This is a genomic window from Nocardia gamkensis NBRC 108242, from assembly GCF_001612985.1.
GTDB lineage: Bacteria > Actinomycetota > Actinomycetes > Mycobacteriales > Mycobacteriaceae > Nocardia > Nocardia gamkensis.
In genome coordinates this window covers 14,545-34,635 of the sequence record NZ_BDBM01000060.1, presented here as the reverse complement: position 1 = coordinate 34,635, position 20,091 = coordinate 14,545, and the positions used below count along the sequence as shown (strand labels likewise).

Here is a 20,091-nt window from a genome sequence, read left to right as displayed (position 1 = left end):
GCGCGGGTCCGCACCGCGGCCGGACCGGCCGGGCGTTAGGGTGTCGATCATGGGTGAGCCGCAGCCGATCCTCGAACCGCTCACGCCGTCCGCGATCTTCCTGGTCGCCACGATCGACGAGGGCGGCGAAGCGGCGGTCCGCGACCTGCTCGCCGACATCACCGGCCTGCGCCGCTCGGTGGGCTTCCGCCTGCCGGGCGCGAACCTGACCTGCGTCACGTCGATCGGCTCGGACGCGTGGGACCGCCTCTTCGCCGGGCCGAAACCCGCTGAGCTGCATCCGTTCCCCGGTTACGTCGGCGCACGCCACACCGCGCCCGCGACACCGGGCGACCTGCTGTTCCACATCAAGTCCGAAGTGCAGGACGCCTGCTTCGAACTGGCCATGGCCATCGGCGACCGGCTGGCGGGCGCGGGCACGATCGTGGACGAGACCGTCGGCTTCCGCTATTTCGAGCAGCGCGACCTGCTCGGTTTCGTGGACGGCACCGAGAACCCGGAGGGCCGAGCGGCCGCCGCGGCCGCGCTGGTGGGCGACGAGGACCCGCGATTCGCCGGCGGCAGCTACGTGATCGTGCAGAAGTACACCCACCCGCTGGCGGACTGGCGCGCGCTGTCGGTCGAAGAGCAGGAGCGCGTGATCGGCCGCACCAAGCTGGACGACTTCGAACTCCCCGACGAGATCAAGCCGGCCGACTCGCACGTCGAGATGAACACACTGATCGATCCGGACGGCACCGAACGCCAGATCCTGCGCGGCAACATGCCCTTCGGCAGCGTGCGGGAGGGGGTCTTCGGCACCTACTACATCGCGTACGCGGCCACGCCGAGCGTCACCGAGCGCATGCTCACCCGCATGTTCCTCGGCACCGGCGAGGCCGCCTACGACCGCATCCTGGATTTCTCCGTCGCCCGCACCGGCACCTCGTTCTTCGCACCCAGCGTCGATTTCCTCGACGATCTGCCACCGGCGCCACGGGAGACGGCGGAAGCCGCGGTGCCGGTGGACACCGCCGATTCGGCAGAACTGTCCGGCACCGCCGTGCCCTCGGGCGACGGCGCCCTCGGTATCGGCTCGTTGAAAAGGAGCACCCGGTCATGAACAACCTCCATCGCGAACTAGCGCCGATCACCGCCGAGGCGTGGGCGGCCATCGAGGAGGAGGCGACGCGTACCTTCAAGCGGCACATCGCGGGCCGGCGCGTCGTCGACCTTTCCGGCCCGCACGGCGTCGACTACTCCGCGGTGGGCACCGGGCACACCACACCGATCGACTCCCCCGGCTCCGGAGTGTTCGCCCGTCAGCGGGTGGTCGCGCCGCTGGTCGAACTGCGCGTGCCGTTCACGCTCTCCCGCGAGGAACTCGACAACGTGGAGCGCGGCGCCCAGGACGCCGACCTGGATCCGGTGAAGGACGCCGCGAAGAAGATCGCGTTCGCCGAGGACCGGGCGATCTTCGAGGGATATCCGGCCGCGCACATCACCGGCATCCGCGCGAGTGCGTCCAACGAGCCGATCACGCTGCCCGGCGACACCCGGCTGGTCCCCGAGGCGATCGCGCAAGCGTTGAGCGCGCTGCGGCTGGCGGGCGTCGACGGACCGTACTCGGTGCTGCTCAGCGCCGACCTGTTCACGGCGGTCAGCGAGACCTCCGATCACGGCCACATGATCCGCACGCACATCGAGCGCCTGATCCCGGAAGGCGAGATCATCTGGGCGCCCGCCATCGACGGCGCGATCGTGCTCACCACCCGTGGCGGCGACTTCGATCTGCGCATCGGGCAGGACCTGTCCGTCGGCTACCTGTCGCACGACAGCACCTCGGTCCAGCTGTACTTCCAGCAGAGCCTGACGTTCCTGGTGTACACCGCGGAGGCCGCGGTCCCGCTCACCGTCTGAGCACCGCCCGCGCATCGGCCACATCTGGGAAACCGCCAGGTGTGCGCCGGTGCGCGACGCGGTAGCGTGAGCCGGAAATGCGCCCGAGGCAGGTAGGTGAGATGACAACGGTGCGGGCAGGTGTGGTCCCGACCCAGCGCGCCGCGCTCTACAGCGTGTTCGGCATCCTGGCGACCGTCACGATCTGCGGCTCGTTCGTCGCCGCGTTCGGGGTGAACCGGGTGTTCACCGGACTGCTGGCCGGAGCCGTCGTCGGTATCGCGGTGCTGGCCGCGTTGTTCACCAGGGACGCCATCGTGCTCACCGACCACGCCATCTACCGGCGCAAGCCGTGGACGGTCTCCAGCATCTCGTGGGACCGGGTGGTGGCCGGGCGCTTCACCCTCGACGAGCGCTCCCGCTGGTCGCTGGCGCTGGATCTGTCCGGTGGCGACGAGCCGCACGGCGAGCTGGTGCTGCTGTCCATCCCGCCGGTGGTCCGCCCCGTCGCGGGCGCCTACGACCTGCGCAAACGCGATCAGGTCACGGAGATAAGGGCGATCCTGCGGCGCAAGCGCATTCCGGTGACCGTGCTCCCGCAGATCGCGGGCGCGCTACAGGAGCACTGGCAGATCGCGCCGCCGACCCACTGAGACGGATCTTTGGTCTTTCCGCTCAGCGCAACTCGTGGATCAGCACATCGAAACGCGGGGCGTCAGGCCACGATGGGCGAAGCCACCCGACTCTTTCCCAGCCCCAACGCAGATAGCGCTCGTAGGCGCGCTCGTTGTCCGCTTCGACGAGCAGTGTCGCGCGCTGTTCGGTTCGGGAACCCAGTAGTTCGTCATGCATCGCCCGCGCTATGCCCTGCCCGGCATATTCCGCGCACACCATGATTTCGCTGAGACCGAACGTGCGCGCACCGTCTTCGGTAGTGAATTTCTCCAGGTCGCCGCTGTCGAGATGCAGTCCTGTCCACCATCGCGCGTTCGGGGGTAGCGGCCATCCCCAGATTTGACCGGCAGGTTCGCCGTCGACTCGGGCAAGCACATACGCGAACCCGCTGCCACGGGGACCGGTGTAGGAATCGAACCGGCGCATGAACTCCGAAGGCGAATCGAACGGATCTCCAGAGGCGATGGCATCGACGTATGAACGGCGGTAGACATACTCGACGATCTCTCTTCGCGCGCGTGCTTCGGCCGCTGTGTAGTGCTCGAATTTCACGCCATCCGGCAAGCCGGTCATATGATCACCGCCTTCTGCGTCAGGGAGTCGTACAACTCGCGGAACTCCGCACCGGCGGGCAACCGATCGACTGCTGTTCGAACCGGCTCGAGGCGGCGCAGTGTGCGTGTCGATGCGATGGCAGACAGTTCCGACAACGCCGGGAACCCATGCTCGAGCGCGCCGGTGATATCGCCGAGGCGAGCCCTGGTAGCGGCCGACCATGCGCGGACGATTGTGGCGTTACGCATCGCCGCAGGGTGGTCGACGGCAGCCGCGTACAGTTCGACAGATTGGCGCAGGTCGCCTATGTCCGCATAGCCGCGGGCCTCGTGGTCGGCGATCTCCGAGTAAGTTACGAATCGCAGCCACTGCGGAACTTCCTCCAGCGGTTCGGACTGCATGGCCTGATCCAACTCTCGCCAGGCAGTCGCGATAGCACGCCCGAATGCCATTCGATCACCGAGCACTCCGTAGGCCTGCGCCTCACGAACGGCGATCAAGGCATGTATCCGACCTGGTGGCCGACCGCGCATGAGAGTGCGGGCACGATCGGCCAGTTGCAGTGCTTTGTGCGGGCTTCCTCCTCGACCGGCGCGTGCAAGGGAGCTGGATTGATTCGCCGCGTACAGGCAAGTGTGTGCGATGAGATCATCATCATTGGCTTCGGTGCCGAGCGCCATGGCATCAGCAAAGCACCGGCGCGCAAGGCGGTGCCGGTCTGCGTCGTAGGCCAACCACCCGGCGAGCACGGCAAGTTCTCCGGTCGCCTTGGTGAAGGCACTGCCAGTAGTGGAATCGAATACACCGGTTTGCAGCCGGTCCAAGGCGTGCGTCAGCTTTTCGACGGCAAGACCGACCAATTGCGCACCGCCTGTGCGCTGATCCTCCTGATCGAGTGCGTCGACATCGGCCGACAGCCGCTGAACGTCACTCATACCGATTCGGCCGAAGCTGTCCGGGATGAGCACCGCGACAGCGCCTACCGTAGCTAGCTTGTTGAACTCACGCCGCTTCACGTCGTCCTCGACTTCCCGCACATGCAGACCGACCGCACCGTCACCAGCATTGGCCTGTTCGGACTGAATGGTTTCTGTGCTGCCCGGAACAGGATGCCCTGCGGTTTGCGAAGGTATACCTGCCAACTGGTGCCAGAACCGCTCCCGCTGCGCCGGTTCGAGGCAGTCGTAAACCGTGTCGAGTGCTTCGGCCGACCGCCCCTTGACCGGACGCTCAGTTGTAGCCTTCTGCTCCCACTTCTGCACAGTCGCGGTCTGAAATCCGACTTTCTCCGCGAACTCTTCTTGTGTCATGCGCAAACCAACTTCGCGCAGGGCTCGGACTTCTTTCCGTGTCCACGTGCTGACGATCATTACCCGCCCCTCGCCCGTGCCTCCAACGGTCCGTACGAGAAGCGTACGACCTCGGGTCGAGTTCTGTACCTGGGATCACATGCTCAGCGCGGACAAGCTGGAAGAGCCCCGCCGCCGGGTCGATGCGATGCCTTGATCGGCTCCCCGGCGGCGGGCGCACACCAACGCCGAGCAACCTGACCAAGAGGCCCAACATCGATGGCACACATACCTTTCGGGGACACACCCCGGTCTCGCTGCCACTTCTACCGGCGCGTGTGTGATCTGCCCGCTGTGATCGACCCACCCGAGCTGGGGCGTATCATCATGCGCGCGTCACACGTCGGAGCGTTGACAATGCCCGCTCCGTTAGGGCGAGCCGTCAGGCAAGTCATGCAGCGCCGCAGGGATGCGACAGGGCCGATCGTGGCGCATCCTCGCTCGAACAGGTGGACCTACATTGTGCGGCAGGATCTTCCAGACGACACACGGCTTTTCGCGGAGATGTTTCGGCTCGACGTGTCGATTGTCCGGGAGGGCGGCACGGTTGCACTGCCGTCGCCCACAGCCGAGTCCGGCGCTGTCAGGCATTGGATAGAGGCACCCCGGGACCGGTTTCGTCCGTCCGGAATGGTTGTGGTCGAGTCCATCCGGGCATGTAGCGCTCCGGGTAGTCGATGACCCGGGGGCAAAGCGCGATGACTTCTCCGCTGCCGAACGATCCGGATGTGCATCTGTCGGTGTTCCTGCACGGCGTCCGGCTCGACTTCGCGGCATGCCGCACTGCCGCGTCGACGTTCATCGAAGAGCACCGGAAACGCCACTACGTTGACGCGGTGCACGTGCTTCCCGATAATGCCGAGGGCTGGCCCAGGCTACCGAATGAGAGGTTGTACCTGGAGCGATGAAGGCTCCTTGCCCGGTGACTATATACGCGCGACACTGACCTGTTCGGACCAAGACGAGAAGGAGCTGGGCGTGGGGAACGATGAGCAGTTGACCATGGATCTCGGCGTACCCGTCGAGCAGACCGCATGGGGGAAATGGGTCGACCCGGACCGCCGCGCGGCGCAGGTCCGGAAGTTCATGGACTATGCAGGCATCCGTGAGATTCCTTCGGAGCCGTGGGCGGAAGACTCAGCGGAGGTCGAGCGACTCGATTCTATTATTGCCGACCTGTTCCCGGACTTGGCTACAGCGATGAGACCCGAGAAAGCCGACATGACGGACGCTTTCATCTGTTTCATCGGCGAGTGCTTCATCAAATACGCGGGTGCCGAGTGGATCGAATACAAATGGTTCGGTCGTGATCATTCATTTTATGACCACGTGAATCCGGCCCTTCTATTCGACACATTGGATGAAGACGTAGACACCATATGGGGACTGATGGGAAGCATGATCGAATTCGACCCGGATGTCCACGACGGAATGTTCTCGACAATGGCCGCCATCTTTCGCGAGTATGCAGGCTATCACCAAGAGAAACTCGAGGAAGAAGCCTCCACTGCCCGATGAGGGCTCGCCCACGAATTTCTTGGCCAGTGCTTTCCGCTCATCTGGGGGGGTGTGTCCAGCGATGGACGGGTACGACAGAGACCGCGACAAGGTCCCGAGTCATGAGCGCGGCAGGATATTCGAGAACGGTATCGATCGATTCTTCCGCGACCGCGAGAACGGATACGCCCCGGGGTCGCGAATATATGAAACCACGAAGGGGAGAATCCGGGTCGACCACTCCAAAGAAGTCGGCGCCCGGACATTCACCATAGAAGACAAATCCGGCCGGATCGAAGGAAATAAAGACAAAAAGCAACTGGAGGCGATGCGGGAGATCCTCAAAGAGAACCCGAACCATCAGCACATGTTGCGATCCGTCGAAGGTGAGCCGGTCGCGAAAGACCTGCAAAAACTGATAGACGGCTTGATTCGCGATTTTTCGAGCCAATTTCAGCACAAGCTTATTTCACGATCCGATGCCCGCGAGATTTGGGCCAGAGGCCTCGTCGTGGAGCGCGGTAAAGCGCAGCAGCTCGAATTGCAGGGTATCCGTGAGAAAGCTCGACAGGGGAAGGTACAAGCTTTACAGAATCGTCGGGAAAAAATCGCCGAGCTTGCGCGAGCACGTGAGCGAGCCGAGAAGTTCCGGATTATGCTGAGGTTCCGCGATGGTGCCACGCGTGGTCGGGCGGAAGCCCCCGAGCGCGATCGACAAGCGCGAGAAGAAGCCGAGCGAACCAGACAAGCACGCGGGGTCGATGAGCGTGCAAGGGTCGAACGTGAGGCCGCCGAACGGGTGGCACAGGAATTCCCGGCGCCTAACAAGCGGGAAGAACGACCGGCCGCCGACACTGGGGAACGGGCGGCCCGAGAGGCGGCCGAGGCACGTGCGGCAGCCGAGAACGAACGCGCGGCAGCGGAGAAGGAGCGCGCGGAACATCTGGCGCGGCTGCAAGCGCGCGGAATACCACCGGAGGTGGTGAAGATTCTGGGGCTCGGTCAAGCGGAACCGCCGTCGGCGGCGGTGCGGGAGCCGCTGGGTCATGCTCCGCCGGTTGTGCGGGGCTATTTGCACAGCCAGGATCGGAGCCGGGGGATCGAGCGCAATCGGTAGCCGTACCGTGTCATGGGGTGGGCATTGCCAGGCGGTCCAGCAGCACGATCGCCTCGGCCCGGATCGGGTCGAGATCTCCGGACCAGCCGAGCGTGCGCAGTACCGCCCCGGGGATCGTGCGCTCGGCGTACCTGGGCGCGGCTCCTTCGTCGGAGCGAATGCTGATCACCGTCTCCACCAACCGGAACGGCAGCGACTGCGTACCCGGCACGCTCACCGCGCCTACCTCGGCGAGCACCTGGGCCGCCAAAGTCTCGTAATGTCCGCGCAATTCGTCGCGGCGCAGGCGGAACGCGGCGAAGCGCTCGGTGCGCAACTCCGGAAGCAGGTACAGCGCACCCAGGTTCCAGCGCGAGGCGCACAGTTGCCGCACATCGAACAGCGCCAGCGCGTACAGCCGGACCGGCACCGGCTCGGGCGCCGCGCGCAGCCGCTCGGCCAATTCGATCGGTGCCGCGACGGTTCCGGCGAGCAACGCGTCGAGGATGTCGTCCTTGGCCGCGAAATGGTGGTACAGCGAAGCCTGGCGGATGCCGACCGCGTCGGCGATCGCACGGGTGGAGGTGTTGGCGTAACCGTTGGTGGTGAACAGTTCGCCTGCGGCGTCGAGGATCTCGGCGCGCGGCGTCGATCCGCGTCGACGCCGCTGTTCGACGCGCGGCCGTCCGGGACCGAGGTTTGCCACCGGCCCATTCTGGCAGGTCGGCGCGGGGACGCTCCGGTGCGGGCGGGGGTACGCACGAGCCGGGATCAACCACCGGCGCGTTTTCTGTCACTTGATAGAAATAACGGCAACGCAGAAGTTACCGGAGGTCGCGGAAGCGATACACACAGGTCACCGAAAGCGCGATCGCGGCCGCAAAACTGTCGTCTGATAGTTATTGGCCGATCGCCGAAGGACCGCCCATGGCCACCACGCTCGCCCCGCCCCCGCCGCCCGATCTCACCGGTGACGGCGCCGACCTCGCCCGGTTCGGTTACCAGCCCGTCCTGCACCGCAAACTCGGGCGCTACGCCTCGTTCGCGGCAGGTTTCTCCTTCGTCTCGATCCTGACCACGATCTTCCAGTTCTTCGGCTTCGGTTATTCGTTCGGCGGAGCCGCCTTCTTCTGGACCTGGCCGATCGTGTTCGCCGGACAGTTCCTCGTCGCGCTCAACTTCGCCGAACTGGCCGCGCGCTACCCGATCTCGGGGTGCATCTACCAATGGTCCCGACGGCTCGGCGGCGAACTCGTCGGCTGGTTCGCGGGCTGGATGATGATCATCGCGCAGATCGTCACCGCCGCGGCGGCGGCGATCGCCCTACAGGTGGTGCTGCCGTCGATCTGGAGCGGATTCCAGCTCGTCGGTACCGACACCGCGCTCACCTCGCCGTCCGGCGCGACCAACGCCGTACTGCTCGGCAGCATCCTGCTCGTCGTGACCACGCTGATCAACGTGCTCGGCATCGACCTGATGGCCCGGATCAATTCGATCGGCGTCACCGTCGAGATCGTCGGCGTCCTCGCGATCATCGCGCTGTTCTTCACCACCGCCGAGCGCGGACCGAGTGTGGTGCTGCACACCGATCAGGCCGCGCCGGGTCCCTACTGGGCCGCCTTCCTGGTGTCGGGGCTCATGGCGGCTTATGTCATGGTCGGGTTCGATTCCGCGGGAGAGCTTTCCGAGGAGACCAAGAACCCGCGCCGGGTCGCGCCGCGCACCATCCTCACCGCGCTGTCGGTCTCGGCGCTGGGCGGCGGGCTGATGCTGCTGGGCGCGCTGATGGCCGCACCGAGCCTGTCCGACGGCGCGCTGTCCTCGGAGGGCCTGGCCTACGTGCTCACCGCCAAGCTGGACAGCCCGGCGGGCAAGGTGCTGCTGGGCTGCGTGGCGGTCGCGATCACCGTGTGCACCCTGGCGATTCAGACCGCCGGCTCGCGGCTGATGTTCTCCATGGCGCGGGACGGGAAGCTGCCGTTCGCCGCCAGGCTCGCCGCGGTGCACCCGCGGTACGGCACGCCGGTGCTGCCCGCCGTCGTGATCGGCGCGCTCGGCATCGGCCTGCTGGCGCTCAACCTCGGCAACGCCGCGATCTTCGCGACGCTGGCGAGCGTCTGCATCGTAACGCTGTATCTGGCCTACCTGCTGGTGACGGTGCCATTGCTGATCCGCCGGTGCACCGGTCTACCCGACGCGGGCACCGACGCGCGACTGTTCGGCCTGGGCCGGTTCGGTATTCCGATCAACGCGCTCGCGGTGGTCTGGGGCATCGCGATGGTCGTGAATCTCGCCTGGCCTCGCGCCGACGTCTACGCCCCGGACGGGGGCGGCTGGTGGATGCTCTGGGCCGCACCGCTTTTCGTGCTCCTTGTGCTCGCCGTCGGCGTGTTGGTGCATCGCTTCGTGGTCGGTTGGTCACGCGGTCTCGCGAGCGCCGAGCCCGCGCCGCAACCGGCCTGAACGCCCCGGTGCGGCGGTGCGCTGCCGGGCACCGCCGCAACCCGGTCGCCGTTTCGAACAACCGATCTCCGAGAGGAATTCATCGTGACAACCACTGCGGACACCTCCGGCGCGCGAGCGCACGCACGGGCGCAGGCCGCGGCGGCGACGATCGCGGAGCCCGCGCTGCCCGCGGGCATCTCCGCCGCCGAGCTCACCTTCGCGCAGCGAATTCCGCCGGGCGGCTACGCGAACATCGCCCTCGGGCGCGGCACCCGCGTGCGCCTGTCCGATCCGGACGGCGCGGCCTGCGCGCACCTGCTGCTGGTGCGCACCGACGCCCCGTGGGAGCGCCTGAACGTGGCCGACACGGTCAAGGTGCCGTGGCAGGCGTATCTGGACGGCGGTCACCCGCTGCTGTCGGACCAGGGCCGCGTGCTGGCGACCGTGCTCGACGACACCTCCGGCCACCACGACGCACTCTGCGGGCCGACCGCGGAGGCCCGCCACCTGCTGCGACTCGCGGGCGCCAAACACGGGCTGGCGCCGCGCGACATCGGACCGACGGTCTCGTTCTTCCGCGGCGTGCGGGTGGAGCACGACGGCGCGCTCACCGCCACCGGCAGTGCGGGCGCGGGCTCCTGCGTCGATCTGCTCACGCACCTGCCGGTCACCGTGCTGGTGGCAAACTCCGCGCACCCGCTGGACGACCGGCCCGCGACGGACCTCGACTTCGTCGCCTGGGCCGCGCCGGAAGACCTCGCCACACCCGTCAACGACGACCCGGAATACCGACGGGCGGTGCAGAACACCGAACAAGCCTGGACGGCCGCCCTGACCCTGGAGGCAACCGCATGACCACCGCCCGCGCCATCGTGCTCGACGAGACCGTCCCCGCCCGCGCGCCGTGGTCGGCCGTGGTCCACGCGGGAGAGCACCTGGAGATCATCGATCTGCACGGCAACCAGGCGGTGGACTGCCTGCTGTACTCGGCGGCCGATCACGCCGACCGCTACAGCGCGCAGGCCACGGTCGCCACCCAGCGCAATATCTTCCTCACCACCGGCAGCGCACTGCGCACCGACGCGGGCACCACGCTGATGACCGTCGTGGCCGACGACGTCGGCAACCACGACACCATCGCGGGCGCCTGCTCACAGGAATCGAACACGCTGCGCTACGGCAGGCACACCCGCCACCAGCACGCTTGCGTGGAGAACTTCCTCACCGAGGCCTTGCGCTGGGGGCTGGGCAAACGCGACCTGGTGTCGAACATCAACTGGTTCATGAACGTTCCGGTCGAGGCGGACGGCACGCTGGGCATCGTGGACGGACTGTCCGCGCCCGGCAAGCGGGTCACGCTGCGCGCCGAGATCGACACGCTGGTGCTGGTGTCGAATTGCCCGCAGATCAACAACCCCTGCAACGGGTTCGACCCCACGCCGGTGCGGATGGTGGTGTCGCGATGACCGTCGCCGAGCTACCGGTGGCCGGGTCGGCGCAGACAGAGACGGTGCGACCCGGCGTGCACGTGGTTCGCCCCGGCATGCTCACCACCGTGCAGGACTGGCCGGGCCGGATCGGGTACTGGCACGTCGGCGTGCCGCCGTCGGGGCCGATGGACGATCTGTCGTTCCGGCTGGGGAACCGAGCACTCGGCAACGACGAGGGCGCCGCCGGACTGGAATGCACCCTCGGCGGCCCCGCGCTGCGGTTCGGCGCACCGGCCCGGGTCTGCGTCACCGGCGCCCCGGCGGAGGTGACCGTGGACGGCGTCGCCGTGCCGCAGTGGCGGACGGTACGGGTGCCCGCGGGCGGCGTACTGGACGTCGGCGCGGTGCGCGGACCGGGCATGCGCTGCTACGTGCTGATCGCGGGCGGCATCGACGTACCCGAATACCTCGGCAGCGCGGCCACGTTCACGCTCGGCCGCTTCGGCGGCGGCACCGGCGGCGCGTTGCGCGCCGGTGACTCGCTGCCACTGGGCGCGCACCACGGCCGGGTCACGGCGGGCGTGGCGATGGACGAACAACCCGTGCTCACGCGGCGCTGGGAACTCGCGGTCACCGAGGGCCCGCACGGTGCGCCGGAGTTCTTCACCCGTGCCGACTTCGAGACCATCGTCGGCACCGACTACGAAGTGCACTTCAACTCCGACCGCACCGGCGTCCGGCTGATCGGGCCGAAGCCGGAATGGGCCCGCACCGACGGCGGCGAGGCGGGACTGCATCCGTCGAACATCCACGACACCCCGTATTCGGTCGGCGCGCTGGACTTCACGGGCGACACTCCCATCCTGTTGGGTCCGGACGGGCCGAGTCTCGGCGGTTTCGTCTGCCCGGTCACCGTCGTGGCGGCCGACCGCTGGAAACTGGGTCAGCTGTCGCCCGGCGACAGCGTGCGGTTCGTGCCGGTGCGCGGTGACCACGCGGCCCCCCTCCGGGAGCTCGGGCGCGCGCGCCGGGCCGCGTGGCCCACCGTGCTGTCGGCGGGCGGCGACGGCGACGACGGGGTGTTGCGCCGCGCCGAGGTCGACGACGAGACCGCGGTGACCTACCGCCGCGCGGGTGACGACGGCGTGCTCGTCGAATACGGCGCCATGGCCTTGGATCTCGGCCTGCGCGCCCGCGTGCACGCCCTGCACCAGCACCTGCTCGCCGCCGGGGTGCGCGGCGTCACCGAGTTGGCCCCCGGCATCCGCTCGTTGCAGATCCGGGTCGATCCACACGTCCTGTCCGTGCCCGCGCTGCTCGGCCTGCTCGCCGAGACAGAGGCGCGGTTGCCCGCCGCCGACCAGCTGGTCGTGCCGAGCCGGGTCGTCCACCTGCCGCTGTCCTGGGACGATCCGTCCACGCGCGAGGCGATCACCCGCTACATGCACGGCGTGCGCTCCGACGCGCCCTGGTGCCCGTGGAATATCGAGTTCATTCGCCGCATGAACGGCTTGGCTTCCGTCTCCGACGTCTACGACACCGTGTTCGGGGCCGAGTACTTGGTGCTCGGCCTCGGCGACGTCTACCTCGGCGCGCCGGTCGCCACACCCACCGATCCCCGGCACCGGCTGGTCACCACGAAATACAATCCCGCCCGCACCTGGACGCCGGAGAACGCGGTCGGCATCGGCGGCGCCTACCTGTGCGTCTACGGAATGGAGGGGCCGGGCGGCTATCAGTTCGTCGGGCGCACCACGCAGGTGTGGAATCACCGCTCCGGTGTGGCGCCCGCGGTCTCCCCTGGCGCGGACCGCACCGCGTCAGGAGACGAAACCCCCTGGCTGTTGCGCTATTTCGATCGCATTCGCTGGTATCCGGTCGAAGCGGAAGAACTCCTCGACCTGCGCGCCGATTTCACCGCGGGCAATGCGCGCGTGCGCGCCGAGGACGGCGAGTTCCGTCTGGCGGACTACCGGGCGTTCCTGGCCGAGAACGCAGCCTCCATCGAGGAATTCCGCGCGAAGCAGGCGGAAGCCTTCACGGCCGAACGGACATCCTGGCGCTCGACGGGAGAGTTGACGAGTTCAGGACAGAAACTGTCCTAGCTGTCGGGCAGACTTCTCCCATGTTGGAAACGTCGGCCCGCCTGCTGCGTCTGCTGTCGCTGCTGCAATCCCCCCGCGACTGGACCGGCGCCGAACTGGCCGAACGACTCGACGTGGACGTGCGCACCGTCCGCCGGGATATCGACAAGCTCCGCAACCTGGGTTACCCGGTGGACGCGACGCCCGGTGTGGCGGGTTACCGGCTCGGCGCGGGCGCGAAGCTGCCGCCGCTGCTGCTGGACGACGACGAGGCGGTGGCCGTGGCACTCGGCCTGCGCACCGCGGCGGGCGGCACCATCGCGGGCATCGAGGACAGTTCGCTGCGCGCCCTCGCCAAACTAGAGCAGGTGCTGCCCGCACGGCTGCGCTACCGCGTGCGCATGCTCCAAGCGGCGACGGTCACCGTGCCCGCGGGCGGCCCGACGGTCGACCCGGACGCTCTCACCGCCGTCGCGGCCGCCATCCGGGACAACCACCGCCTGCGCTTCGACTACCGCACCCACGACGGCGCCACGTCCGTGCGCGCCACCGAGCCGCACCGCCTGGTGCACACGGGCAGGCGGTGGTATCTCGTCGGCTGGGACGTCGATCGCGCGGATTGGCGCACCTACCGCGTGGACCGCCTGCTCCCCCGCATTCCGACCGGCCCCCGCTTCACCCCGCGCGAGGCGCCCGACACCGACCTGACCGGTTACCTCTCCCGTGGCGTCACGACCGCGCCGTACCGCTACGCCGCCCGCATCACCCTGCGGGTCACGGCGGATGTGGCCGCCGAGCGAATCGCCCCGACGGTGGGAGTGATCGAGGCGGTGGACGCCGAAAGCTGCGTGCTCCGCACCGGGTCCGATTCGCTGGACGAACTCGCGATCTACGTCGCGGGCTTCGGCTTTCCCTTCCGGGTGCACGAACCGCCGGAACTCGTCGCACACCTGCGCGAACTCGCCGCCCGCCTCGGCGCGGCGGGCGGCTGACCCGGTTCGGGCCGGGACGGCCGCGACGGCTTCGATGTCACAGTTCGCGCCCGCGCGTCGTCGTCTCGGTGAAGCGATGGGAACGCCCCATCGGCACCGACGAGATCGGAGACAGTCATGACCGCGAAGATCCTGGTCACCGGCGGCACCGGAACCCTGGGCCGCGAGGTGCTGCCGCTGCTGCTCGAGCGGGGTGCCGACGTGCGCGTGCTGAGCCGCACCGAACATCGCCCGGACGGCGGCGTGCGCTTCGTCACCGGAGATCTGCTGCGCGACAAGGGCATCGCTGCCGCGGTGGCGGGCGTCGACACCATCCTGCACCTGGCGGGCGACGCCAAGAGCGACGAGGTGGCCACCGCGAACCTGTTGCGGGCCGCTGCCGCCGCGGGCGTCGGGCACATCGTCTATATCTCGGTCACCGCCGCCGAACTGCTTCCGCTGACCTACTTCCGCGCGAAGTTCGCCGCCGAACAGGCTGTCGCCGAGTCGGGTATCCCTTGGACCACCCTGCGCGCCGCTCAGTTCCACGATTTCGTGCCCCAACTGGTGGACACGATGCTGAAATCGCCGGTGCTGCCGGTCCTGGGCGGCGTGCGACTCCAGCCGGTGCGCGTGCGTGAGGTGGCGGCCCGGCTGGCGGAGCTGACCGTCGCCGCGCCCGCCGGCCGGGTGCCGGATCTGGTGGGACCCGAAGTACTGGGTATGCGCGAGCTGGTCCGCGACTACCTGGCGGTGCTCGGCAAGCGGCGTGCGCTGCTGACCACGCCGGTGCCGGGCAAAGCGGGCCGGGTCTATCGCGCGGGCGCGAACCTGGTCACCGATGGCGCCGACGTCGGCGAGCTGACCTGGGCGGACTACCTCGCCGAGCGCCGGGGCGCGGTCCTGGCCGGATGACCCGGCCCAGCTGGTGATCGACGGAAAGCACTCGGGCATCGCCGATTTCGGCTTCGGCCTGGAACTGATCCTGGACGGCCTCGAACGGCTGCTCGCCGCGAACGCGCGGTGATGCTCAGTCCATCCGGAACGTGGCCTCGGGGTTCGAGACGTCCCGGATGACACGCAGCGCCTCGGACAACGCCGCCAGCTGCGCGGGTGTCAGCAACCCGACGAACCAGCGGTCGACGGCGGCCAGATAGTCCGGCAGCACCTGCGCGAGCCGCGCCGCGCCCGCCTCGGTGAGCACCGCGTAGGCACTGCGCCGATCTCCCGGGTCCAGCTCGCGCTCCACCAGCTCGCCGCGCGCCAGGCGATCGACCAGCCGGGTGACGCCACTGGTGGACAGCGCGGTCTGCACCGCCAGCTCCGACATGCGCAGCCTGCGCCCCGGCGAACGGCTCAGCCGCATCAGGGCGTTCAGATCCAGTCCGGACAAGCCGTGCGCGTTCCACACCGGCTCCAACTTGGCAAGCACGCCGCTGTGCGCCTCGAACAGCAGACCCATCGTCGTCAGGCGCGGGTCGTCGAACAGCTCGTTCAGGTCCATGGGCGAAACCTACCCGACTGTTTCTTCGCGGATAGTTGACACGAGGAATAAGTAGCCGTAGAAATATGCATACGCATTATTCCTCGCAGCAACTAATGGAGGTTCCCATGTCGTCCACCGCTTGGATCGCCGGATTCCGCACCGCCGTGATCGACCCGGACGAGCCGATCAAGTTCGCGGACTCGTATGCGTTCACCGACCAGACGGTGCGCCAAGTGCTGCACCTGGCGGGCGTCGGTGCGCGGGTGCGGGTCGGGTTGACCAACCGTTACGGGAAGACGCCGCTGACGATCGGCGCGGCGCGAGTCGCCCTGCGCAAGACGGGCAGCGAGATCGTCTCCGAGACCGACACCGCGCTGCGGTTCGGCGGCGCCGAGCAAGTAGTGGTGCCGGTGGGCGGCGAAGTGTTCAGCGATCCGGTGGACCTCGCCGTCTCGGCGGGCACGGATCTGGCATTGAGCCTCTACCTGCCCGGGCCAACCGGCCTGGCGACCTTCTCGCACCAACCAGGGGAAACCGCCTTCATCGCGGACGGCAACGTCGTCTCCGAGAGTGCGCTCGCGGCCGCCGAGGAGTTTCCCGGACGGTTCTACGTGGTCGGCGTCGACGTGCTCGCGCCCGCGGAAACGCCGGTGGCCGTGGCGTTCGGCGATTCCTGGTTCGAAGGCGTCGGCACCACACCGGGCGCCGATCGCCGGTCGGTGGACGTCCTCAACACGCGCCTGAACCGAGGCTGGGTGGTCAACCAGGGCATCGCGGGAAATCGGCTGCTGCTCGACCGAGTGGGCGAGGCGGGCTTGGCGCGCTTCGACCGCGACGCGCTCGGCGTACCCGGCGTGACCAGCGTGCTGATCAACTTCGGCATCAACGACCTCGGCCTCGGCGGCATGACCGGGCAGCCCCCCGCGACCGCGGACGAACTGATCGCGGGCTTCACCGCCCTGGCGCGGCGGGCGCACGCGGCGGGGCTCACCGTCCACGCCGCCACGATCGGCCCCTACGCCGGCGTCGTCTACGAAGGCCTGCACGTGGCCGAGGCGCAGCCGGCCCGCAGGCACGTGAACGAATGGCTGCGCGGCACCGACGTCTTCGATTCGGTGTTCGATGTGGCACGCGCGGTAGAGGATCCGGCACGGCCCGACTTCATCCGCCCCGAATTCGACAGCGGCGACGGCATGCACCTCAATGACGCCGGGGCGCGGGCGATGGCCGAAACCGTGGACGTGGCAGCGCTTTTCGGGTGAGGCGGTGCGCCACCCGCTAAGGCTCCAGGCCGCGCAGCACGATCTCGACGCCGCCTCGGAATTCGTCGTCGGCCGACATGCCCTTGGCCTGGCCCGCGGTCTGCGCCAGATGCGGATAGTCCGCGGCGGGGAGCTCGGCCATCACGATCGTGCCCCGCCCCGGCAACGGCGCGTAGTGCTTGTTCTGGAGGTAGCCGATCAGGAAGGCGACCAGCGTGCGCTGGGCGATGACGCGGGCGCGTCCGGTGAATCCGCCCTCGGTGAGCACGGCGAGCATCGCTTCCATCACGCGCAGCGATTCCACCGACGACTGCCGATGCCGCAGCACGATCGGCACGGCGGCCGGATGGGCCGAGAACCCGTCGCGGATATGTTCGAGCAGCACCGTCACCCGGTCTTTCCAGCCGCTTCCGGCGGGGAGCGACGTATCGATCGACGCGAAGACGTGGTCGGCCACCAGCACCTCGAGCGCATCGCGGTCGCGCACATAGCGGTACAGGGCCATGGTGGCCATGCCCAGTTCCTGGGCCACCGCGCGCATGGTCAGCGCGGACAGCCCATCGCGATCGAGCACGGCGAGGGCCGCCACGGCGAGATCGGCGGTGGTCAGCGAGCGAGGACGGGGCACGAATTGACAGCGTACAAGCTACGCGCATACTGGTCGTAGGCGTACGAAGTACACCTACGAGAGGAGCCCCATGTCGCTGCCGACCACCGTCTCCGGACGCACCCTGGTCACCATCTCCGGTGCTCGAGTCGGGATACCGGATCCCGATGACCTGATCCACCTCCAGTTCCGCCGCTTCGCCGGATGCCCGGTGTGCAACCTGCACCTGCGTTCGATCGTCAACCGCCGCGACGAGATCGCCGCCGCCGGCATCCGCGAAGTGGTCGTCTTCCATTCCGGCGCGGAGGAATTGCGCAAGTACACCGCCGAATTGCCGCTGGACGTGATCGCCGACCCGGACCGCGAGCTCTACCGCGAATTCGGCGTCGAGACCTCACCCCGCGCCCTGCTCGACCCGCGCGGCTGGCCCGCCATCCTGCGCGGCCTCGCCCACGACGCTTACGCGACCCTGCGCCGCAGGCAGGTCGCCCCGCCCGCGAAACCCGATGGCGGCAGTCTCGGAGTGCCCGCCGATTTCCTGATCGCTCCCGACGGCCGCGTGCTCGCCGCCAAGCACGGCACGCACGTCTACGACCAATGGTCGGTCGACGAACTCCTCGCGCTCGTCGCGGCGGGGCGTGAAGCGTGAGTATTGCCGCAAGACCGTTAGCAGCCAGGGTGTTCGCGTTGATTCCCGCTGGACTGCTCGCCGGAGCGTTCGGTTACGGGGCCATCAATGTCCTGTACGCGTTCCGCCGGGTCCCTTTGGATGTGCGCTTCACCTTCCACACCGCCCTGATGAGCGTGAACGGCGTCGTCATGCAATCGCTGATGGGCCTGACCATCCTGAGCACCCTGGTACTCGCCGCCCGCTCGACCGGCCGCGCACGCCTGCTCGCAGGTACCGCGAGCGTGCTCGCTGCCGCCGCGTTCCTCCTCACCCGCCTCGGCAACGTCCCGATCAACCAGAAGATCAAGGTATGGGCCGTCACCGGCCCGCCCGCCGACTACGCCGAAATCCTCGGCCGCTGGGAAGCGTTCCACTTCGCCCGCACGGCCTGCGCGCTGGTGGCCTTCCTCCTCGTCGTCCTGACCACCCTGCGCCCGGTGAAAGAAGCACGCCCATAGCGCTCCCCTCGACCGGCTTCCGCGAGTGGCACATGGTGGAGCCTCACACGGTCGATGCCGGGAGTTGGAGGGGCTTCTCAGCGGGATACGCCGTGCGGCTCAGGGCAGTAGCGTCGCCGGGTCGATCGTGAACTCGAAGGGACTGCGCAGGGTGACCGCATTGCCCGCGGGTACCCGGTGGGTCAGCTCGTAGGTACGGTCGGCACCGATTTCGTGTGCGAATAGAACGGGGAGAGACTCCCCCGGCAACTGCCCCTTGAAGGCGTTGGGCTCGAATCGCCAGTAATTGGGGATACCCGCCTCGGCGTACACGACAGGTTTGACCATACGGTCTTGCAGGGTGGTGGACTTGGACACCACCTCGACCGCTAGCTGAACCTGAGCAGCGGGGATCCCGCGATCGTCCCAATCTATCGGACCGTTCACCACGATCAGATCAGGAATCGGCTCGTCGTCGTCGATCAATACGCCCACACCTTCGAGCACCAGGCACCCGGACGGAACGCTGTCCACCAACGCGCGGACCAGGCATTGGACCAGCCACTGATGGCGAGGCTTGGGCGCGGCATTCACAACGAGCTGACCATTCAACACCTCGTAGCGCAATCCGTCTTCGGGCATCTGATCGAGGTCGGCAGCTCTCCACCCGTCGGCATGAGGAATCGGCATTGCCATGAAAACCGCCTCCAACCTCGTATAACAGTGACGATGACCGCCGCCGATCTGGACGTGAGTGTAGTCACTCGAGTGTAGTCACTTCGATCAGGTCGAGGTGGATGCGCGAAGCGCAAGATTGAAACCGCTGCGAGTGGCGCACGGTCGAGAGGTCCTCTCGCACTTCGCCGCGCCCTGTGCCACTCGCGACTGAAGGGACGGTCGTCAGGGCTGTTCTAGTACGGCGAATGGGATGGTCGCTTCGACCGGGTCGTCGAGTAGCAATACCCGTCGATGGACCGTGTGGGCGAGATAGCGGCGGCCGGACCAGTCGAGACGGTATTCCTCGATCTCTTCGATACGTTCTTCCTTCTGGTCCAGCCGGACGATCAGGTACCGAGGAATACCTGCGGCCGCGTATTGGATTCGTTTGTCGTTGATATCGGCATCGATAGTCGATTCGGAAGTGACCTCGACCACCAGCAAAATGTGTTCACGCACGGTGTTGACGTCGTAAGGCTCGCAGTCCCGGATCCAGATGTCGGGGTAGCGGATGTTCAACCGCCTATCCGCCGCCGCGGATTCGGTGTCAGCGAATCGTGCGGCAACGTCGGAGTCCACGACCATGCACGGCCCGCCGTCGCGCCGGGCCGCCTCCAGCATTCCGGCCAGCCGCCGAACCACCCGACTGTGCACGGGGCTCTGGGCCATCAGCCGGACCACGCGCCCGTCGACGATCTCGATGTCACCGAGCTCAGCGGTCGCCCCGTCGGCGAACTGCTCGGCCGTCACACGCAGCACCTTTTGCTCGTCCGGAGCGCTCATAGCGGACATCATCGCAGTTCGGACCGGAACCCGGACCACGGACTCGACCGATGATCACTCCAGGGGCCGGATAACTGCCCTGACTCGGCGATTCTCGCGGTACAGATCTTCCGCTGATCGCAGTGGCCCCCATTCGATTCGGGAGGGGG

22 protein-coding genes are annotated in these 20,091 nt (G+C 67.7%); 15 read left to right on the top strand and 7 right to left on the bottom strand.

Annotation, left to right across the window (positions count from 1 at the left end; translation table 11 throughout):
• Window positions 1-49: 49 nt before the first annotated feature.
• The 3 genes from NG1_RS30830 (at window position 50) to NG1_RS30820 (ending at window position 2,531) form a co-directional block, all read left to right on the top strand.
• On the top strand, window positions 50-1,102 hold the full coding sequence (locus NG1_RS30830; RefSeq protein WP_062976707.1) for a Dyp-type peroxidase: 1,053 nt from the start codon (window positions 50-52) through the stop codon (window positions 1,100-1,102).
• The gene (locus NG1_RS30825) at window positions 1,099-1,899 is read left to right on the top strand and encodes a family 1 encapsulin nanocompartment shell protein (protein ID WP_040869929.1); all 801 of its coding nucleotides are present in this window, start codon (window positions 1,099-1,101) and stop codon (window positions 1,897-1,899) included. Before NG1_RS30830 ends, NG1_RS30825 begins: the two co-directional genes overlap by 4 nt.
• Window positions 1,900-2,000: 101 nt before the next feature.
• A complete protein-coding gene (locus NG1_RS30820; protein ID WP_040869942.1) occupies window positions 2,001-2,531 on the top strand; it encodes a hypothetical protein in 531 nt (176 codons plus the stop codon).
• A gap of 22 nt (window positions 2,532-2,553) precedes the next feature.
• Here the strand turns inward: NG1_RS30820 and NG1_RS30815 are convergent, their stop codons facing one another.
• Window positions 2,554-3,126 (bottom strand): GNAT family N-acetyltransferase, encoded by a 573-nt coding sequence (locus tag NG1_RS30815; protein ID WP_062976705.1) that lies wholly within the window; start codon window positions 3,124-3,126, stop codon window positions 2,554-2,556.
• Entirely contained in the window at window positions 3,123-4,478 is a 1,356-nt protein-coding gene (locus tag NG1_RS37210; protein ID WP_157114339.1) for a helix-turn-helix domain-containing protein, read from the bottom strand. Before NG1_RS37210 ends, NG1_RS30815 begins: the two co-directional genes overlap by 4 nt.
• Window positions 4,479-5,155: 677 nt before the next feature.
• Here NG1_RS37210 and NG1_RS30800 point away from each other — a divergent pair.
• From NG1_RS30800 to NG1_RS37205, 3 genes are all read left to right on the top strand, one after another.
• On the top strand, window positions 5,156-5,365 hold the full coding sequence (locus NG1_RS30800) for a hypothetical protein (RefSeq protein ID WP_040869948.1): 210 nt from the start codon (window positions 5,156-5,158) through the stop codon (window positions 5,363-5,365).
• A gap of 70 nt (window positions 5,366-5,435) precedes the next feature.
• A complete protein-coding gene (locus NG1_RS30795) occupies window positions 5,436-5,975 on the top strand; it encodes a hypothetical protein (RefSeq protein WP_157114338.1) in 540 nt (179 codons plus the stop codon).
• Window positions 5,976-6,036: 61 nt separating this feature from the next.
• Window positions 6,037-7,071, top strand: a complete 1,035-nt coding sequence (locus NG1_RS37205) for a hypothetical protein (protein ID WP_157114337.1) — start codon at window positions 6,037-6,039, stop codon at window positions 7,069-7,071.
• Between the two features lie 10 nt (window positions 7,072-7,081).
• Here NG1_RS37205 and NG1_RS30780 read toward each other — a convergent pair whose 3' ends face one another.
• On the bottom strand, window positions 7,082-7,756 hold the full coding sequence (locus tag NG1_RS30780; RefSeq protein ID WP_062976692.1) for a TetR/AcrR family transcriptional regulator: 675 nt from the start codon (window positions 7,754-7,756) through the stop codon (window positions 7,082-7,084).
• A gap of 221 nt (window positions 7,757-7,977) precedes the next feature.
• Here NG1_RS30780 and NG1_RS30775 point away from each other — a divergent pair, with 221 nt between their 5' ends.
• The 6 genes from NG1_RS30775 (at window position 7,978) to NG1_RS30750 (ending at window position 14,895) form a co-directional block, all read left to right on the top strand.
• Window positions 7,978-9,513, top strand: coding sequence for an amino acid permease (locus tag NG1_RS30775; protein ID WP_062976690.1), 1,536 nt, complete (start codon window positions 7,978-7,980; stop codon window positions 9,511-9,513).
• 84 nt (window positions 9,514-9,597) lie between these two features.
• Complete coding sequence (locus NG1_RS30770; RefSeq protein WP_062976688.1) at window positions 9,598-10,350, top strand: DUF1989 domain-containing protein; 753 nt, start codon at window positions 9,598-9,600, stop codon at window positions 10,348-10,350.
• Window positions 10,347-10,961, top strand: coding sequence for an urea amidolyase associated protein UAAP2 (locus NG1_RS30765; RefSeq protein ID WP_062976686.1), 615 nt, complete (start codon window positions 10,347-10,349; stop codon window positions 10,959-10,961). Before NG1_RS30770 ends, NG1_RS30765 begins: the two co-directional genes overlap by 4 nt.
• Window positions 10,958-13,030 carry a 5-oxoprolinase/urea amidolyase family protein gene (locus NG1_RS30760; protein WP_084499322.1) on the top strand — a complete coding sequence of 691 codons (2,073 nt, stop codon included), beginning with the start codon at window positions 10,958-10,960 and terminating at the stop codon, window positions 13,028-13,030. The genes NG1_RS30765 and NG1_RS30760 overlap by 4 nt, the downstream gene beginning before the upstream one ends.
• Window positions 13,031-13,050: 20 nt before the next feature.
• Window positions 13,051-14,001: a helix-turn-helix transcriptional regulator gene (locus tag NG1_RS30755; protein ID WP_062976684.1), complete on the top strand. Its 951-nt coding sequence runs from the start codon at window positions 13,051-13,053 to the stop codon at window positions 13,999-14,001.
• 117 nt (window positions 14,002-14,118) lie between these two features.
• Window positions 14,119-14,895: an SDR family oxidoreductase gene (locus tag NG1_RS30750; RefSeq protein ID WP_062976682.1), complete on the top strand. Its 777-nt coding sequence runs from the start codon at window positions 14,119-14,121 to the stop codon at window positions 14,893-14,895.
• A gap of 115 nt (window positions 14,896-15,010) precedes the next feature.
• Here the strand turns inward: NG1_RS30750 and NG1_RS30745 are convergent, their stop codons facing one another.
• Window positions 15,011-15,484 carry a MarR family winged helix-turn-helix transcriptional regulator gene (locus tag NG1_RS30745; protein ID WP_040869963.1) on the bottom strand — a complete coding sequence of 158 codons (474 nt, stop codon included), beginning with the start codon at window positions 15,482-15,484 and terminating at the stop codon, window positions 15,011-15,013.
• Window positions 15,485-15,591: 107 nt separating this feature from the next.
• On the opposite strand from NG1_RS30745, the gene NG1_RS30740 reads away from it, so the two are divergent.
• Window positions 15,592-16,728 (top strand): GDSL-type esterase/lipase family protein, encoded by a 1,137-nt coding sequence (locus NG1_RS30740; RefSeq protein WP_168434064.1) that lies wholly within the window; start codon window positions 15,592-15,594, stop codon window positions 16,726-16,728.
• A 16-nt stretch (window positions 16,729-16,744) separates the two neighbouring features.
• On the opposite strand, the gene NG1_RS30735 is transcribed toward NG1_RS30740, so the two are convergent.
• Window positions 16,745-17,356: a TetR/AcrR family transcriptional regulator C-terminal domain-containing protein gene (locus NG1_RS30735; protein ID WP_062976678.1), complete on the bottom strand. Its 612-nt coding sequence runs from the start codon at window positions 17,354-17,356 to the stop codon at window positions 16,745-16,747.
• 70 nt (window positions 17,357-17,426) lie between these two features.
• On the opposite strand from NG1_RS30735, the gene NG1_RS30730 reads away from it, so the two are divergent.
• Together NG1_RS30730 and NG1_RS30725 are read left to right on the top strand one after the other, a co-directional pair.
• On the top strand, window positions 17,427-17,984 hold the full coding sequence (locus NG1_RS30730) for a peroxiredoxin-like family protein (RefSeq protein ID WP_062976677.1): 558 nt from the start codon (window positions 17,427-17,429) through the stop codon (window positions 17,982-17,984).
• A gap of 29 nt (window positions 17,985-18,013) precedes the next feature.
• Window positions 18,014-18,463: an anthrone oxygenase family protein gene (locus NG1_RS30725; RefSeq protein WP_157114336.1), complete on the top strand. Its 450-nt coding sequence runs from the start codon at window positions 18,014-18,016 to the stop codon at window positions 18,461-18,463.
• 99 nt (window positions 18,464-18,562) lie between these two features.
• Here NG1_RS30725 and NG1_RS30720 read toward each other — a convergent pair whose 3' ends face one another.
• Complete coding sequence (locus NG1_RS30720; RefSeq protein ID WP_245660132.1) at window positions 18,563-19,153, bottom strand: Uma2 family endonuclease; 591 nt, start codon at window positions 19,151-19,153, stop codon at window positions 18,563-18,565.
• 189 nt (window positions 19,154-19,342) lie between these two features.
• Window positions 19,343-19,942: a Uma2 family endonuclease gene (locus tag NG1_RS30715; protein WP_062976674.1), complete on the bottom strand. Its 600-nt coding sequence runs from the start codon at window positions 19,940-19,942 to the stop codon at window positions 19,343-19,345.
• Window positions 19,943-20,091 lie beyond the last annotated feature (149 nt).